Source organism: Polaribacter pacificus, assembly GCF_038024035.1.
GTDB lineage: Bacteria > Bacteroidota > Bacteroidia > Flavobacteriales > Flavobacteriaceae > Polaribacter > Polaribacter pacificus.
The window spans coordinates 1,998,336-2,015,799 of record NZ_CP150664.1 but is presented as its reverse complement, the minus strand read 5'-3'; the positions used below and the strand labels follow the sequence as shown (position 1 = coordinate 2,015,799).

The window sequence follows — 17,464 nt, the reverse complement described above, 5'->3', positions numbered from 1 at the left end:
ACATGGAGAAAAAAGAAAAAATAGTTGTTGGGATTTCTATTGGAGACTTAAATGGAATTGGTATCGAAGTGATTTTAAAAACATTTGAAGACAAAAGAATGTTGGATTTTTGCACTCCTGTTTTATTTGGCTCAACAAAAACTGTTTCCTACCATAAAAAACAATTAAATTCTGAGGTAAATATTCATGGAATTATGTCCATCAATCAATTAACCCACGGAAAAGTAAACTTATTAAATATTTGGAAAGAAGAAGTTCCTATTGAATTTGGCAAATCGACAAAAATTGCTGGAGAATATGCCCTAAAATCTTTAGAGGCAGCCACACAATGTCTAAAAGACCAAACCATAGACCTTCTTTTAACCGCACCAATAAATAAAGAAAATATTCAGTCAGAAGAATTTGCCTTTGCTGGACATACAGAATATCTAGAATCTAAACTTAAAGGAGAGAGTCTAATGATTCTTATGTCAGACTCACTAAGAGTCGGCCTTATTACAGGACATATTCCTGTTTCTGAGGTTGCAAACCACATAAATCACCAGCTAATTGAGCAAAAGGTAAACTTAATGCACAAATCATTGGTAGAAGATTTTGGAATTAGCAAACCTAAAATTGCTGTTTTAGGACTTAATCCACACTGTGGAGACAAGGGAGTAATTGGCAAAGAGGATGATGAAATTGTTAGACCGAGTATTGCTCAAATAAAGGAAACTGGTAAATTGGTTTTTGGTCCTTATGCAGCTGATGGCTTCTTTGGATCGGACACCTATCAACAATTTGACGGTATACTTGCCATGTACCACGATCAAGGACTTGCGCCTTTTAAGGCCATCTCATTTGGAAATGGAGTTAATTTTACGGCAGGGCTATCAGAAGTTAGATGCTCTCCAGACCACGGAACGGCTTATGAAATAGCAGGAAAAAACAAAGCAAATGAAACTTCTTTTAAAGAAGCATTGTTTAGCGGAATTGAAATATTTAAGAAAAGAAGTGAGTACAAAAAGCTAGTGCGTAATCGCCTTGCAGTGAAATAAATAGAAACTTTTACTTTTTTAGATAATAAGTATTAAATAAAACATTTTTTTATATCTTTGCACGCTCAAATTGATTTTATAGATGAAGGACTTGAAACAATTTACTATCCAATATATAGGATTAAAAGAAACAAGTCATCTCTTTGAATATCAAATTGACAACACGTTCTTTGAAGCATTTAATTTTGATGAATTTTATGATGCAAATATTAAGGTTGTACTAAATTTAGAAAAGAAGAGCACCTTATTAAATTTGCATTTTACGGCTACCGGAACCATCAAGGTTCAATGTGATGTTAGCGGTGAAGAGTTTGATCAAGAAATAAATGCAGCGCTTCCTTTATTGGTTAACTTTGGCGAAGAATTTAACGATGACAATGAAGAACTATTAATTCTTCCGTATACAGAGTTTCAAATAAATGTTGCTCAGTACATCTATGAAATGATTGTTTTATCGACTCCAAGTAAAAGAGTTCATCCAAAAGTATTAGATGGAACAATGGAATCAGAAGCATTAAAAAAATTAGAAGAACTAAGAGTAAAAAAAGAAAAAACTACAGATAATGTAGACCCTAGATGGGATAAATTAAAGAATATAATAACAGAAAAAAAGACATAAAATGGCACATCCTAAGAGAAAAATATCCAAAACTAGAAGAGATAAAAGAAGAACTCATTACAAAGCTAGTGTTCCTCAAATCGCTGTAGACCCTACTACTGGAGAGTCACATTTATACCATAGAGCTCACTGGCACGAAGGTAAACTATATTACAGAGGACAGGTAGTTTTAGAATCTGCAACTGCAGAAGCATAATTACACGTTTTTTTAACTTACAAAACTCTCTATTTTGAGAGTTTTTTTTTGTTTTTTTATCAAAAACAGATGTTTTTGATGTGTTTTGCATAAAAATATAAAATAAATTTCATTACTTTGGCCAATCGCTTTTAATGAAAAAACAACCTGTTTTTTACTAATAAGGTATCAATATGACAAAAATAACTGCAGCAATCACAGCAGTAGGAAAATATGTTCCAGACTATATACTAACAAATAAAGAGTTAGAAACTATGGTCGACACTAATGATGAATGGATCACTTCAAGAACCGGCATCAAAGAACGTAGAATTCTTAAAGAAAAAGGAAAAGGGACTTCTTATATGGCCATCAAAGCCTGTGAGGAATTATTAAAAAAATCACCTATTGAAGCTTCAGAAATTGACTTGGTTATTGTTGCCACAGCCACACCTGACCTTCCAGTAGCATCTACAGCTGCTTATGTAGCAACTCAGATTGGTGCCGTTAACGCATTTTCTTATGATTTGCAAGCCGCTTGTTCTAGCTTTCTCTACGGGATGTCAACAGCAGCCAGCTATATAGAATCAGGGAGGTATAAAAAGGTCTTATTAATAGGAGCTGATAAAATGTCTTCTATTATAGATTATACAGACAGAGCCACTTGTATCATCTTTGGAGATGGGGCCGGTGCCGTATTATTTGAGCCAAATACTGATGGGTTAGGCCTACAAGACGAATACTTAAGAAGTGATGGTAATGGAAGAGAATTTTTAAGAATCGAAGCTGGTGGATCTATCTTGCCAACTTCTGAGGAAACACTTAAAAACAATCAACACTCAGTACAGCAAGAAGGTAGAACTGTCTTTAAGTTTGCTGTGTCAAATATGGCAGATGTATCAGAAAAAATGCTAAGCAGAAATCATCTTACAAAAGATGATATACAATGGCTAGCACCACATCAGGCAAACAATAGAATTATTGAGGCCACAGCCAATAGAATTGGTTTGGAAAGTGATAAAGTAATGGTAAATATTCACAAATACGGAAACACAACTTCTGGTACTTTACCATTGTTATTAGCAGATTACGAACAACAACTTAAAAAAGGAGATAATATAATTTTTGCTGCTTTTGGTGGAGGCTTCACATGGGGAGCTATCTACTTAAAGTGGGCATATAACTCATAAAAACAAAAACAACTAAACAAAAGAATTATGGATATTAAAGAGATTCAAAATTTGATAAAATTTGTAGCAAAATCTGGTGCAAGCGAAGTAAAGTTAGAAATGGAAGATGTAAAAATCACCATTAAAACAGGTTCTTCAAACACAGAAACTACAATCATACAAGCAAACCCAATGGGAGGCATGCAACAAATGCAAGCGCCTGCAGCAGCGCCAGCAGCAGCACCTGTAACACCAGCGGCTGAAACTCCAGCAGCAGTTGTAGATGAAAATGCAGGATTTATTACCGTTAAATCTCCAATTATTGGTACTTTTTATAGAAAACCATCACCAGACAAACCTTCTTTTGTAGAAGTTGGTAGTACCATCAATGAAGGTGATACCGTTTGTGTAATTGAAGCGATGAAATTATTTAACGAGATTGAGTCTGAAATTTCTGGTAAGATCGTTAAAGTATTGGTAGATGATGCATCACCAGTAGAGTATGATCAACCTTTATTTTTGGTAGATCCATCATAATGCATTTTTAAAAACTCATATTTCTTAACACTAAAATTTCTACGCATTTTTTAGTTTTTGAGTTTTAAATTTTAAATACATAAAAAGATGTTTAAAAAAATATTAATTGCCAATAGAGGTGAGATTGCTTTACGTGTTATTAGAACATGTAAAGAAATGAACATTAAAACTGTGGCTGTTTATTCTACAGCAGATGCAGAAAGCTTACATGTTCGTTTTGCTGATGAAGCTGTTTGTATTGGCCCAGCACCAAGTAGTGAATCTTACTTAAAAATGTCCAATATTATTGCCGCTGCAGAAATTACAAATGCAGATGCAATCCATCCCGGATATGGATTCTTAGCTGAGAATGCAAAATTTTCAAATTTGTGTGAAGAACACGGTATTAAATTTATCGGTGCTTCTGGACAAATGATTGATCAAATGGGAGATAAAGCTTCTGCAAAAGCAACAATGATTGCCGCGGGAGTACCTTGTATTCCTGGTTCAGAAGGAATATTAGAGAGCTTTGAAGAGACAGAAAGATTAGCCAAAGAAATGGGCTACCCTGTAATGCTTAAAGCAACTGCCGGAGGTGGTGGTAAAGGAATGCGTGCCGTACTAACTGCCGATGCCTTAAGAGATGCTTGGGATTCTGCTAGACAAGAAGCGAAAGCTGCTTTTGGAAATGATGGAATGTACATGGAAAAACTAATCGAAGAGCCTCGACATATAGAAATTCAGGTGGTTGGTGACTCTTTTGGTAAAGCCTGTCATTTATCAGAAAGAGATTGTTCTATTCAGAGACGTCATCAAAAACTAACAGAAGAAACACCTTCTCCATTTATGACCGATGAACTTCGTGAAGCAATGGGACAAGCTGCTGTTAAAGCTTCTGAATTTATAAAATATGAAGGAGCTGGTACTGTTGAGTTCTTAGTAGACAAACACCGTAATTTTTATTTTATGGAAATGAATACTAGAATTCAAGTAGAGCATCCAATTACAGAACAAGTAATTGATTTTGATCTAATTAGAGAGCAAATCTTAGTTGCTGCTGGAGTTCCAATTTCTGGAAAAAACTATTTGCCTCAATTGCATTCTATCGAATGTAGAATTAATGCAGAAGATCCTTACAATAACTTTAGACCTGCGCCAGGAAAAATCACAACCTTTCATGCGCCAGGAGGTCATGGGGTTCGAATAGATACACATGTGTATGCTGGATACTCTATCCCACCTAATTATGACTCTATGATCGCTAAATTGATTACGACAGCTCAAACAAGAGAAGAAGCAATTAATAAGATGAAAAGAGCTTTGGATGAGTTTGTGATTGAAGGAGTAAAAACAACCATTCCTTTTCACAGACAATTAATGGATGATAAAGATTATTTATCTGGAAACTACACGACAAAATTTATGGAAGATTTTAAAATGAAATCATAAATTAAGTTTTAGTTATAAAATTTCTTAAAAAATCAACATATGGTATCATATGTTGATTTTTTTTTACATTTACATTTAAGATATAAAGCTTATGAGTACTATTAAACTTGACGGCGTAGACAAATGCATTATCAGGAGCCTGGTAGAAGACGCTAGAACACCTCTTTTAAGCATTGCTAAGGAAGTGGGTATTTCTGGCGCTGCAATTCATCAGAGGCTTAAAAAACTTGAACAGACTGAACTTATTGTTGGTTCAAAAATGGTCTTAAACCCAAAAGTTTTAGGCTACACCACAACTGCATTTGTAGGGATCTTCTTAGAATCTGCAAGCATGTATAAATCAGCAATAAAAAAACTCCAGGACATCCCAGAAGTAGTTGAAAGTCATTACACAACAGGAAATTATGGAATTTTCATTAAGATTTTATGCAAGAACAATGAAGATTTAATGCGCCTACTTAATGAAAGCATTCAATCCATTAAAGGAGTTGCCAGAACGGAAACCTTTATTTCTTTAGATCAACAAATTGATCGTCAAATTAAAATATAAGCTTGCTAAAGCTATCTAGATTAGGGTTTTAGAGCGATGATAATCAGAAACAAAAAAAAAGCATCTACACGATTGTAGATGCTTTTTTTAGCTCCCCCTCTTGGGCTCGAACCAAGGACCCTCTGATTAACAGTCAGATGCTCTAACCAACTGAGCTAAGGAGGAGTTTGCAAGACTATTTGTTTTGCGAGTGCAAATATAATCGTTTTTAAAAACCTGCCAAACTTTTTTAAAAAAAAATCAAAGTTTTATTTAACTAAATTTTTTAGAAAAAAAAGGACAGAATTTTTAAATGTTGTATTTTTGCCTTAGATAATTTTTTATACCTAAAGTACTTTAGATACCTATGGACAAATTTTCGTTCTTAAACGCAGCACATACTGGTTTTATTGCAGATTTATACGAGCAATACTTAACGAATCCTGATGCAATTGAACCGAGCTGGAGAAGCTTTTTTCAAGGTTATGATCTGGCCAATGAAAAATACACCTTAACCGATAAAGAAATTAGCGAAGAAATTCCTCAAGAAGTTCGAAAAGAATTTTTAGTGATTGACTTAATTAACGGCTACAGAACCCGAGGTCATTTATTTACGAAAACAAATCCAGTAAGAGAGCGTAGAAAATACGAGCCTACTTTAGCCTTGGAAAATTTTGGTCTTTCTGATGCAGATCTAAATACTCGTTTCTCCGCTGGTGAAATTTTAGGCTTAGGTAAAACAACCTTAACAGTAATTATCTCGCATTTACAAGCAATTTACTGTGACTCTATTGGTGTTGAGTATATGTATATGCGAAACCCAGAAAAATTAAAATGGTGGCAAGAGCGTTTAAACCAAAACGACAATCACCCAAATTATTCTGTAGACTCAAAAAAATATATTTTAAACAAACTAAACCAAGCTGTAACTTTCGAAAGCTTTTTGCAAACCAAATACGTGGGGCAAAAAAGATTTTCTTTAGAAGGAGGTGAAGCATTGATTCCTGGAATTAGCGTAGCCCTTAGAAATGCCTCTGAATCCTTTGGAGTTGAAGAGTGTGTGATTGGAATGGCACATAGAGGTCGTTTAAACACCTTGGTAAATATTTTCAAAAAACCCGTTCGTGATTTGTTTAGCGAATTTGAAGGAAAAGACTTTGAAGATGAAAACATTGATGGAGATGTAAAGTACCACTTAGGTTTAACATTGAGTAAAACCTATAGAGATGGTAAAAAAATCAAGATGAACTTGGTTCCAAATCCATCACATTTAGAGACCGTTGCTGCAGTTGCAGAAGGAATAACGAGAGCTAAAATTGATAGAAAATACAACGGAGACGAAAACAAAATTCTTCCGATTATAATCCATGGAGATGCAGCCATTGCTGGTCAAGGAATTGCCTATGAGGTAACTCAAATGGCCAAATTAAATGGTTATAAAACTGGTGGAACTATCCATATTGTGGTAAATAACCAGATTGGTTTTACCACCAATTATCTAGATGCAAGATCAAGTACCTATTGTACTGATGTTGCAAAAGTAACCCTATCGCCTGTCTTGCATGTTAATGCAGATGATATTGAAGCGGTTTGTCATGCTATGGAAATGGCACTTGAATACAGAATGAAATTTAAGTCTGATATCTTTATTGATTTATTAGGCTATCGAAAATACGGGCACAATGAAGGTGATGAACCTCGTTTTACCCAACCTAACCTTTACAAAGCAATCTCAAAACACAAAGATCCTAAGGATATTTATGTAGCGAAGTTGTTGGCAGAAGGCTCTATTGATGCTGCTCATATTGAGGGTATCACAGCAGAGTTTAAAGCCATGCTAGAAGATGAGTTTGAAAAATCTAAATTACAAGCGACTTCTAAGTTAAAAGAATTTATGCAGTCTACCTGGAAAGGTTTTGTTCGCCAACAGTTAGAAGCCATGCTAAAACCTATTGACACAACCTATTCTGCTGAGGCTTTAAAAGGCATCTCTAAAATTGTCTCTACAGTTCCAGAAAATGTAAAATTTGTTCGCAAAGCAGAGCGTATCTTACAAGGAAGAGCAAAAATGGTCTTCGAAGACGATAAATTAGACTGGGGAATGGCAGAAACTTTAGCTTACGGATCACTTCTAGAAGAAGGTTTCCATGTCCGAATTTCTGGTCAGGATGTAGAACGTGGAACTTTTTCACATAGACATGCAATTTTACGTGATGAAAACACAGAAGAGCGTATAAACTTACTCAACACCAACCCAAAGAATAAGGGTGAAATGACCATTTACAACTCATTATTATCAGAATACGGTGTGCTTGGGTTTGATTATGGATATGCAATGGCAAATCCAAATACTTTAACCATTTGGGAAGCACAATTTGGTGATTTCTCTAACGGAGCTCAGATTATGTTTGACCAGTACATTTCTGCTGCCGAAGACAAATGGAAAATGCAAAACGGTATCGTTGTTTTATTACCTCATGGATATGAAGGGCAAGGTTCTGAACATTCATCAGCAAGAATTGAGCGTTATTTACAATTATGTGCAGAAGACAATATGACTGTTGCCAACTGTACAACTCCTGCAAACTTCTATCATTTACTTAGAAGACAAATGAAACGCAATTACAGAAAACCATTAATTGTTTTTACACCAAAGAGTTTGTTGAGACATCCAAAGGTAGTCAGCTCTATGGATGATTTTTCAAAAGGAGAGTTTCAAGAGGTTATAGACGATGTAATCAACCCATCAAAAGTAACTAAACTGGTATTTTGTATGGGTAAATTCTATTATGATTTATTGGCAGAAAGAGAGAAATTAGAACGAGAGGATATAGCGTTGATTAGAATTGAACAATTATTTCCATTACATTTAGAGAAAATACAACAGGTAATCGATAGATATCCAAATGCAACTGATTATGTTTGGGCTCAAGAAGAACCTAGAAACATGGGAGCGTGGAGCTTTATGCTAGAGCGATTTGAATTGGTAAAATTACAAGTGTGTTCTTTAAAATACTATGCAGTTCCTGCGGCGGGTTCAAGTACCCGATTTAAAATTAGACACCAACGTGTAATCGATAGTGTTTTTGAAACAAAAGAATAAAAAGAATTTCAGATAAAAATAAAATTTAGTACTGATGATTTTAGAAATGAAAGTTCCTTCTCCGGGGGAATCAATTACAGAAGTAGAAATAGCAACTTGGTTAGTGGAAGACGGTGACTATGTTGAAAAAGATCAACCTATTGCAGAAGTAGATTCAGATAAGGCAACCTTAGAATTGCCAGCCGAAGAAAGTGGAATCATTACTTTAAAAGCAGAAGAAGGAGATGCTATCGCCGTTGGCGCTGTTGTCTGTTTAATAGACATGGACGCTCCTAAACCTGAAGGTGCAACTACAAAAGCTACTCCAAAAGAGGAAGCTCCAAAAGAGGCTACTCCTGCTCCACAAAAAGAAGCAGCTAAAACCTATGCTACTGGAACAGCTTCTCCTGCTGCTAAAAAGATTTTAGCAGAAAAAGGAATGGATACTTCTGCCATACAAGGAACCGGTAAAGATGGTAGAATCACCAAAGATGATGCTGTAAAAGCGACTCCTGCTATGGGAACGCAACCAGCAACGGGATCAAGAGGAACAGAACGTAAAAAAATGTCTATGTTGCGTAGAAAAGTAGCAGAACGCTTAGTAGCTGTAAAAAGCGAAACAGCTATGCTAACTACGTTTAACGAAGTAAACATGCAACCAATTTTTGATTTGCGTTCACAGTACAAAGAAGACTTTAAAGCAAAACACGGAGTTGGTTTAGGATTTATGTCTTTCTTTACTTTGGCTGTCGTAAGAGCTTTACAAATGTATCCAGATGTCAACTCAATGATTGATGGAGACTTCCAAATTAAAAACGATTTTCAAGATATTTCTATTGCAGTTTCTGGACCAAAAGGTTTAATGGTTCCTGTAATTAGAAATGCAGAAAACTTATCTTTTAGAGGTGTAGAATCAGAAGTAAAGCGTTTGGCATTAAGAGCTAGAGACGGGCAAATTACTGTAGATGAAATGACTGGTGGTACCTTTACCATTACCAATGGTGGTGTGTTTGGTTCTATGTTGTCTACACCAATTATCAATCCTCCACAAAGTGGAATTTTAGGAATGCACAACATCGTTAACAGACCTATGGCTGTTGATGGACAAGTGGTTATTCAGCCTATTATGTATGTAGCACTTTCTTATGACCATAGAATCATTGATGGTAGAGAATCTGTAGGTTTTTTAGTAGCCGTTAAAGAAGCTTTAGAAAACCCTGTTGATTTGTTAATGGACAACAACATCCAGAAAGCCTTAGAATTGTAAATTTAGTTTTAGAAATACATAATCCCGAGCAATATGCTCGGGATTTTTTTTGGGCTTCATTTTAGCAAAATTTATTTTTATTATCTTTCGATAATTATGAATGTAAATTATTGATTTTATGTCTTCTACCGAAATTATAAGTAAAGTGTTTTTACCCTTATCTCTCGCCATAATTATGTTTGGAATGGGAATGACTTTAGTACCTAAAGATTTTAGCAGAATTATAAAATTTCCAAAAGCGGTTTTAGTAGGACTGACTAATCAACTCATTTTTTTACCAATCATTGGTTTTTTATTGGCAATCACTTTTGACTTAAACCCTACGATGGCAGTCGGCTTAATGATATTAGCCACTTGCCCTGGAGGACCAACAAGTAATTTAATTACACAAGTTTGTAAAGGAAACATCGCTTTATCTGTAACACTTACTGCGATTACAAGCATTATAAGCATCCTTACAATTCCATTTATTTTGTCTTATGTATTAGATTATTTTGGAACAGAAACAAATGCAACCATTAAATTGCCTATTCTAGATACAATATTACAAATAATGGTCATCACTGTGATTCCTATTTCTATAGGAATGTTGGTTCGAAAATTCAAGACGAGCTTTGCAAAACGAATGGAAAGACCAATGAGACTTGCCTCAACCCTTATTTTTATTTTAGTTTTTATCGCGGTAATCGCAGCCAACTTTGAAATGATTGGGACAGGAATGAAAGAAGTAGGATTGGTTACTTTGGCCTTAAACATCTTAACGATGGGAATAGGATATTTAACTGCTAGACTCTTTCAATTAGATTTAAAAAATGCTATTTCAATTACCGTAGAAAGTGGTATTCAGAATGGAACCTTAGCATTTGTTATTGCAACTACCATATTAAAAAATGTAGAAATGGGAATTCCAATAGGCGCCTATTCTGTTTGGATGTTTGTAACTGGAGGAGTTTTAATGTGGCAACTTGGAAAGAGAAAAGAGGCAAAATCGTAAACTAATTTTGCTCATTTTTTATAAACTCATTTTATGATTGTTTATCTTGCATCAAAATTGCTACAATGCCTAGAAATCCTGAATTAGAACTTGCTTTACAGTTTATTGATCAGACAGATCGAAATTTGTTTATCACTGGAAAAGCAGGCACTGGGAAAACCACTTTTTTACATCAAATTAAAAAAGAATCATTAAAAAGAATGGTGGTTGTTGCCCCTACAGGAGTTGCTGCAATTAATGCAAAAGGGGTGACTATTCATTCTTTTTTTCAAATGCCCTTTGGCCCTATCCTACCCAATCAAATTGCTAATACTTCTAATCAGCAGCGTAAATTTAGCAGGACTAAAATTGATATTATTAAATCATTAGACCTAATAATCATTGATGAAATAAGTATGGTGAGAGCCGATCTATTAGACGGCATTGACCAAGTAATGCGCAGGTATAAAAACAAGAATAAAGTATTTGGTGGCGCTCAGGTATTAATGATTGGAGATTTACAACAACTGGCTCCTGTGGTAAAACCCAATGAGTGGAGTTTGTTGCAACAATTTTACAAAACCGTCTATTTTTTTAGCTCAAAAGCATACCAAGAAGCCAATGTAGTTTCTATAGAATTAAAGCATATCTACCGTCAAAAAAACGAACGCTTTATCAATATATTAAATGAAATAAGAAATGACTCTTTAAGCCCAAAATCAGCAGAAGTTTTAAACGAGCGTTTCGACCCTGATTTTTCACCAACTACTGACGATGGCTATATTACATTAACCACGCACAACAATAGAGCAACATTAATTAATAACACTGAGTTAAACAAACTTAAAGCTGAAACCATTTATTATACAGCCACCGTATCTGGAAAATTTAACGAGAACGCTTTTCCAAATGATGAAAAGCTAGCATTAAAAGTGGGCGCTCAAGTCATGTTTATTAAAAATGATTCTTCTGTAGATAAAAGGTATTACAACGGAAAAATTGGTGTCATCACGCAACTTTCAACAGAATCAGTTACGGTGCAATGCGCCAATGAGATAGATGAAATTGAAACAGAAAAAGAAACTTGGGAGAATATCAATTACTCCATTAACGAAGAAACAAAAGAAATTAAAGAAGACGTTTCTGGATCTTTTTCTCAGATTCCATTGCGTTTGGCCTGGGCAATCACCATCCATAAAAGCCAAGGTCTTACTTTTGATAAAGCAATTATAGATGCCGAAGCCTCTTTTGCACATGGGCAAACTTATGTTGCCTTAAGCCGGTGCACCTCTTTAGAAGGCATCGTCTTAAAAACAAAAATTAGCAGCAATGCAATTATCAATGATGCACAAGTTGGTTGGTTTACTAAAAGTGTTGAAGAAAATCATCCTGATGAAAATGATTTGATTAAATCCGAAAAACAGTTTCAACTCAATTTAATTTCAGAACTGTTCGATTATCAGCAGTTTTTATACCCAACAACACGATTGATTGATATTTATTATAAAAATAAGACCAGTATCAAAGGCGAGGTAATCGAGCCTTTACAAGTTATAAAAGATCAAGGAGTTGTTGCTTTATTAAAAATTGCAAATGGCTTTAAACAGCAATTAGCTGCACTAGCAGATACTGCTGTTCTACCAGAAAATAATTCAGCTGTTCAAGAGCGATTTGTAAAAGCCGTCGATTATTTTTTAACTCAGACCATTAAAAACATTGTTCAACCCTTGTCAAAAATTTCGTTTTCGTCAGACAACAAAGCAGTGAAAAAAGATTTTGATAAACAGTATGATCAACTTCACCAGCTGCTCAATGAAAAAGTCTTTGCGCTAAAAAAAATGACCGAGGGTTTTAAAACAAAAACATACTTACAAGTTAGAGCAAACGCTGTCTTACAAAAAACAGCACCCGCTAAAAAGAAAAAAGTTGCAAGCAAGCGCGATCCAATTTTAGCCTTAAAATTGCGAGAATTAAGAGATGATATTGCCAAGGCTGAACTGATTCCTCATTTTCAAATTTTTACTCAAGAAACCTTATATGCCATCTGTGATGCACTTCCTAAAAACAGCAAAGAACTCTTAAAAATAAAAGGAATGGGTAAGATACGAGTTCAAAAATATGGCGATGAAATCTTAGACTGCGTTAAGGAGTACACAGATTTACAGCCCAATAAAAAAGAACCAAAAACTGCTAAAATACCAAGCGCCCAAATTAGTTTAGCTCTTTTCAAAGAAGGCAATAGTTTAAAAGAAATTGCCACAAAAAGAGAATTGACCCTACAAACTATTGAAACACATTTAATGAGTTTTATTCCTACAGGTGAAGTTGATATCTTAGAATTAATGCCTCTAAAAAAACACAAAGAACTACTAGAAATAGTTACAAATACCACCTATGATAGCCTCTCTGAATTAAAAGAAAAAGTAGGAGATGCCTACAGTTATACTGATTTAAAAATGCTACTCTACTCACTAGAGCAATAACTAGCTTTCTTAGAGTTCTTTCTATTTGTGTATCTTTAAGAGGTATAACAAATAATTAAAACATATGAAATTAGGTGCATTCTCAGTAAGTTTGACAGTAAAAGACTTAACTGTTTCTAAAGAATTTTATGAAAAATTGGGGTTTCATATTTTTGGTGGAGACCTTAATCACAAATATCTGATCCTGAAAAATGAATCCTGTCTTATCGGTCTTTTTGAAGGCATGTTTGAAAAAAACATCTTAACCTTTAACCCTGGATGGGATGAAAATGCAACACCCATTGGTGATTTTGAAGATGTTAGAGAAATTCAACAAAAATTGTTAGATCAACAGATTCAGATTGAAAGCAAAGCAGATACAACCACAACAGGACCTGCTAGCATTTTACTTAAAGATCCGGATGGGAACCCTATCTTAATTGACCAACACCTATAAAAAAACCCGAGAAATTATTCTCGGGTTTTTTGTTTTACTTTAATTCTTCTTGCTGCTTGGTGCTCAAATGAAACTCTTCATAAGTTTGCAAGAGATTCATCAATGCAGAAATCAAATCTTTAGTTTCTAACAATATACTAAAGTACAAGGTTGTGTTCTTAGGACTTGTTTCATCTGTACGAATTCTATCAATCTGTTTTTCAATAGAGCTGGTAACATCGATTAACAATTCTTTCTTATCAACCAAGACCTCATCTAATTGCTCAAAAGTTCTATTCTGAAAAACAGCACTTACTTTATCTAAGATAGCCGTTAATTGATTATCAATAACTTTCAAATCTTTTAACTGACCTTTTTTAAGGTTTTTATGATTGTTGTTTACATGTTTATAGCTAGCTCTAGAAATATAACTAATAGATTGTGCTACATCTTGTAAATAACCTAACACAAGGATGTAAAATCTACTTGCCTGTACAGACGTGTCATCAAGTGATTTGATAAAGTAAAACACTCCATCTTTTAAGTCGTCTATTTCATCATTTAACTTTCCAACGTGCTTGTCAGTTTTTCTAAGCTTGTTTAAATCGTGTTTTGCTAAATCATCAACCACATTGGTGTACAATTTATTTACGCGATCAGCAACTTCAGATATATGATCAGAGCTCTCTTCAATTACCCCATTGATGGTGATCAATTCTGCTCTGTTAATTAGACGTTGCTTTTTAACTTCTTTGTTTTTCTTAGAATAAGAAATATAATTTTTCCCCATCAGAAAAACAACCAAAATTAACAGCATCGCAACAGCGGCTATACCTCCTAAACTAATTAAATATGCAAAGGTTGCTGCAGTTACAAAAGCGATAATGGCAGTTGCAAACCAACCTCCAATTACATTGATAACTCCTGCAACTCTATACACTGCACTCTCTCTTCCCCAAGCTCTATCAGCCAAAGAAGTACCCATAGCAACCATAAACGTTACATAGGTAGTAGAAAGTGGTAATTTTAAAGAGGTTCCAATAGAGATTAAGATTCCGGCTACAATCAAGTTTACAGAAGCTCTTACCATATCAAAAGCTGGCATTTCATAGGTTTTGTCCTTAGACAATTCTATTACCGGTTTTTGAAATTTATTATCGATAAACTTTAAGGTTTTTCCTGGGATTAAAGCACTAAAGGCATAATTAATACCCATAGCAGCTCTAACTACTATTCTTGACATTGGATTTGGTTGAAACTTTTCATGTCCTTCTCCTTGTCGAGATAAATTGATTCCTGTTTCTATAACTGTTTTTGCCTTTTTAGAGGTCCATAAAGTAATAACCATTACTCCTCCAGCAACTAAAAGCAACCAAACATTTGAAGGTACTTTTTGCGCTAAGACACCCATCGGAAAAGAATCTGCATCAACACCTGATGCTTGCCAAGCTTCATATGAGTTCCATGCGGCAACAGGCACTCCAATAAAGTTTACCAAATCGTTTCCAGAAAAAGCCATGGCTAAAGAAAAAGTTCCGATTCCAATAATCAGTTTTAAAACATTTATCTTAAAAAAGACTATAAGTACTTGAGAAAGTATGGTCCAAGCGATAAAACTCAAAAGAATAATCCAAACGGTTTTTCCTTCAATAAGATGCTCAATATCTCCATAGTAAGGAGTTCCTTTTAATCCTTTAATAAAGATAAAGTAGGTAATCGCAGTAATTGCAAAACCTCCAAAGATTGCACTTATATAACTGGCTCTTTGTTCAAAATTAAACGAATAGATTAATCGAGAAAAATATTGAACTATTGCCCCTACAGAGAATGCGACGACTACAGAAAGCAGAATACCAAAAATAATTTGTAAGGCTTTATCTGAATTGATGTATTGTCCAAGATTTGCAAAGGTTTGAGCGTCATTGGCAGAAATCTTAATCAAAGCCATTGCTACGGCTGCTCCCAACAATTCAAATACAATAGAAACCGTTGTTGATGTTGGCATTCCTAAAGAATTAAACACATCTAACAACAAAATGTCTGTAATCATTACAGCCATAAATATGTACATGATTTCATTGAAATAAAACTCGCTAGGCACAAAAATTCCTTTTCTAGCAACCTCCATCATTCCACTCGAAGACACGGCTCCAAAGAACACACCCAAACTGGCTATGATCATGATCTTTTTTACAGGAAGGGCTTTAGACCCAATTGCAGAATTTAAAAAGTTAACTGCATCATTACTCACACCAACTACCAAGTCAACTGAGGCTAATACAGCCAATGCAACAAGCATTAAAATATATGGATCTCCCATTATAATTTCTAAATTTAAGTTATGCAAAATTAGGAACTGTGTTGAATGTCAATGTTATTTTAACGTTAACAAATAGAAAAGTTGAAGTTATATCGCTAAGTAATTTATAATCTTTGCTTTTTATAAAAAAAGTGAAAATGGCGTTATTTAAAAATTATCTTTTTATCATTATTCTGTTAAGTACATCTGTAATTTTTGCACAACAACAAGAAAATCCATTTACAATTAAATGGGATAAAGGTTTAAAAGTAGAGAGCTTAGATAAGCAATTTAAAATGAAATTTGGTGGTAGAATAATGGTTGATCATGCCTTCTTTTCGCAAGATAAAAACCTAGATATTAACTTCAATCCTTTAACAACAACCTCTGGGACAGAATTGCGTAGAGCACGGATTTTTACTTCTGGGACCCTTTACGGAAATGTAGACTTTAAATTTTCTATTGATTTTTCTGGAAACTTAACCACAGTAAAAGATGCTTATATCTCAGTCAATGACATCCCTTATTTGGGAACTGTCCGAGCAGGTCATCTTAAAGAACCTTTTAGTTTAGAAGCACTTTCAAGTAGTAAATATTTAAGCTTTATGGAAAGGCCTTTTTCTGATGATTTTGTTCAACAAAGAAATAATGGAATCTTAGTTATGAATGACTTCTACAAGAAAAGACTTTCAGTTCAGGCTGGATACTTTTTTAACGAGGATAACTCATCTGATGATAAAGCAGCAAACGGAGGATACGCAATTACTGCTAGAGTTTCTGGCCTGCTAATAGACAATAAAAAAGAACGGAAAATACTACAAGTGGCAACTGCATACAGCTACAGAAAACCAAGTTCTAAAACCTACAGAATTGAATCGAGACCTGAGGCGCATTTGAGCCGCTTAAAATACATTTTTACTGGTCCAATTAGCAGTGTTCGAAATTTGAACTTGATTAATTTGGAGCTACTTTATATCAATAATTCTTTTAGTTTTCAATCTGAATACTTAAGCACAACCATTAACACCGGAATTAGCAATCCAACTGATACATATGGTTTTGCAACCTATTATGGCCAAGTTAGTTATTACGTAACTGGCGAATCTAAGCGATTAAAAAACTCATATGATGGAATGGATAGAATCAGCCCAAATAAAAACTATGGTAAAAGTGGTCCTGGCGCTCTAGAGCTTGCTTTAAGGTATTCTTCATCTGATTTAAACGATCAAGATATTTTTGGTGGTGAGCAACACGATATAACGATCGGGGTCAATTGGTATTTAAACCCTGCTACCAGGCTAATGGCAAACAACGTATTTGCAGATATCAGTGGAAAAGGAAAGGCTAATATATTTCAGCTTCGCTTTCAGATAGATTTCTAAATTTAGCAACATTTTTTTATATGAGCGATTTGACAACCATCAAATCGCTTTTTTTATCTTTGAGAAAAA

14 protein-coding genes and 1 tRNA gene are annotated in these 17,464 nt (G+C 34.5%); 13 read left to right on the top strand and 2 right to left on the bottom strand.

Going from position 1 to position 17,464, the window contains the following annotated elements:
- The first annotated feature begins 2 nt into the window (after positions 1 to 2).
- The 7 genes from pdxA (at position 3) to WHC90_RS09095 (ending at position 5,515) form a co-directional block, all read left to right on the top strand.
- Positions 3 to 1,037, top strand: a complete 1,035-nt coding sequence (pdxA, locus tag WHC90_RS09125) for a 4-hydroxythreonine-4-phosphate dehydrogenase PdxA (protein WP_188598167.1) — start codon at positions 3 to 5, stop codon at positions 1,035 to 1,037.
- Positions 1,038 to 1,119: 82 nt separating this feature from the next.
- Positions 1,120 to 1,656 (top strand): YceD family protein, encoded by a 537-nt coding sequence (locus WHC90_RS09120; RefSeq protein WP_188598166.1) that lies wholly within the window; start codon positions 1,120 to 1,122, stop codon positions 1,654 to 1,656.
- Between the two features lies 1 nt (position 1,657).
- Complete coding sequence (gene rpmF / locus WHC90_RS09115) at positions 1,658 to 1,852, top strand: 50S ribosomal protein L32 (RefSeq protein ID WP_188598165.1); 195 nt, start codon at positions 1,658 to 1,660, stop codon at positions 1,850 to 1,852.
- Between the two features lie 173 nt (positions 1,853 to 2,025).
- Positions 2,026 to 3,021 carry a beta-ketoacyl-ACP synthase III gene (locus WHC90_RS09110; protein ID WP_188598164.1) on the top strand — a complete coding sequence of 332 codons (996 nt, stop codon included), beginning with the start codon at positions 2,026 to 2,028 and terminating at the stop codon, positions 3,019 to 3,021.
- 27 nt (positions 3,022 to 3,048) lie between these two features.
- Complete coding sequence (accB, locus tag WHC90_RS09105; protein WP_188598163.1) at positions 3,049 to 3,537, top strand: acetyl-CoA carboxylase biotin carboxyl carrier protein; 489 nt, start codon at positions 3,049 to 3,051, stop codon at positions 3,535 to 3,537.
- Between the two features lie 87 nt (positions 3,538 to 3,624).
- Positions 3,625 to 4,965, top strand: a complete 1,341-nt coding sequence (gene accC / locus WHC90_RS09100) for an acetyl-CoA carboxylase biotin carboxylase subunit (RefSeq protein ID WP_188598162.1) — start codon at positions 3,625 to 3,627, stop codon at positions 4,963 to 4,965.
- 91 nt (positions 4,966 to 5,056) lie between these two features.
- On the top strand, positions 5,057 to 5,515 hold the full coding sequence (locus WHC90_RS09095; RefSeq protein WP_188598161.1) for an Lrp/AsnC ligand binding domain-containing protein: 459 nt from the start codon (positions 5,057 to 5,059) through the stop codon (positions 5,513 to 5,515).
- Between the two features lie 91 nt (positions 5,516 to 5,606).
- On the opposite strand, the gene WHC90_RS09090 is transcribed toward WHC90_RS09095, so the two are convergent.
- Positions 5,607 to 5,680 (bottom strand) — tRNA-Asn (locus WHC90_RS09090).
- 181 nt (positions 5,681 to 5,861) lie between these two features.
- On the opposite strand from WHC90_RS09090, the gene WHC90_RS09085 reads away from it, so the two are divergent.
- The 5 genes from WHC90_RS09085 (at position 5,862) to WHC90_RS09065 (ending at position 13,735) form a co-directional block, all read left to right on the top strand.
- On the top strand, positions 5,862 to 8,597 hold the full coding sequence (locus WHC90_RS09085; protein ID WP_188598160.1) for a 2-oxoglutarate dehydrogenase E1 component: 2,736 nt from the start codon (positions 5,862 to 5,864) through the stop codon (positions 8,595 to 8,597).
- A 34-nt stretch (positions 8,598 to 8,631) separates the two neighbouring features.
- On the top strand, positions 8,632 to 9,843 hold the full coding sequence (odhB, locus tag WHC90_RS09080) for a 2-oxoglutarate dehydrogenase complex dihydrolipoyllysine-residue succinyltransferase (RefSeq protein WP_188598159.1): 1,212 nt from the start codon (positions 8,632 to 8,634) through the stop codon (positions 9,841 to 9,843).
- 118 nt (positions 9,844 to 9,961) lie between these two features.
- The gene (locus tag WHC90_RS09075) at positions 9,962 to 10,837 is read left to right on the top strand and encodes a bile acid:sodium symporter family protein (protein ID WP_188598158.1); all 876 of its coding nucleotides are present in this window, start codon (positions 9,962 to 9,964) and stop codon (positions 10,835 to 10,837) included.
- A 65-nt stretch (positions 10,838 to 10,902) separates the two neighbouring features.
- On the top strand, positions 10,903 to 13,299 hold the full coding sequence (locus WHC90_RS09070; RefSeq protein WP_188598157.1) for a helix-turn-helix domain-containing protein: 2,397 nt from the start codon (positions 10,903 to 10,905) through the stop codon (positions 13,297 to 13,299).
- Between the two features lie 64 nt (positions 13,300 to 13,363).
- The gene (locus WHC90_RS09065; RefSeq protein ID WP_188598156.1) at positions 13,364 to 13,735 is read left to right on the top strand and encodes a VOC family protein; all 372 of its coding nucleotides are present in this window, start codon (positions 13,364 to 13,366) and stop codon (positions 13,733 to 13,735) included.
- 34 nt (positions 13,736 to 13,769) lie between these two features.
- Here the strand turns inward: WHC90_RS09065 and WHC90_RS09060 are convergent, their stop codons facing one another.
- The gene (locus WHC90_RS09060; protein WP_188598598.1) at positions 13,770 to 16,034 is read right to left on the bottom strand and encodes an inorganic phosphate transporter; all 2,265 of its coding nucleotides are present in this window, start codon (positions 16,032 to 16,034) and stop codon (positions 13,770 to 13,772) included.
- 137 nt (positions 16,035 to 16,171) lie between these two features.
- Between WHC90_RS09060 and WHC90_RS09055 the strand changes: the two genes are divergently transcribed.
- Complete coding sequence (locus WHC90_RS09055; RefSeq protein ID WP_188598155.1) at positions 16,172 to 17,395, top strand: OprO/OprP family phosphate-selective porin; 1,224 nt, start codon at positions 16,172 to 16,174, stop codon at positions 17,393 to 17,395.
- The last annotated feature ends 69 nt before the right edge of the window (positions 17,396 to 17,464 follow it).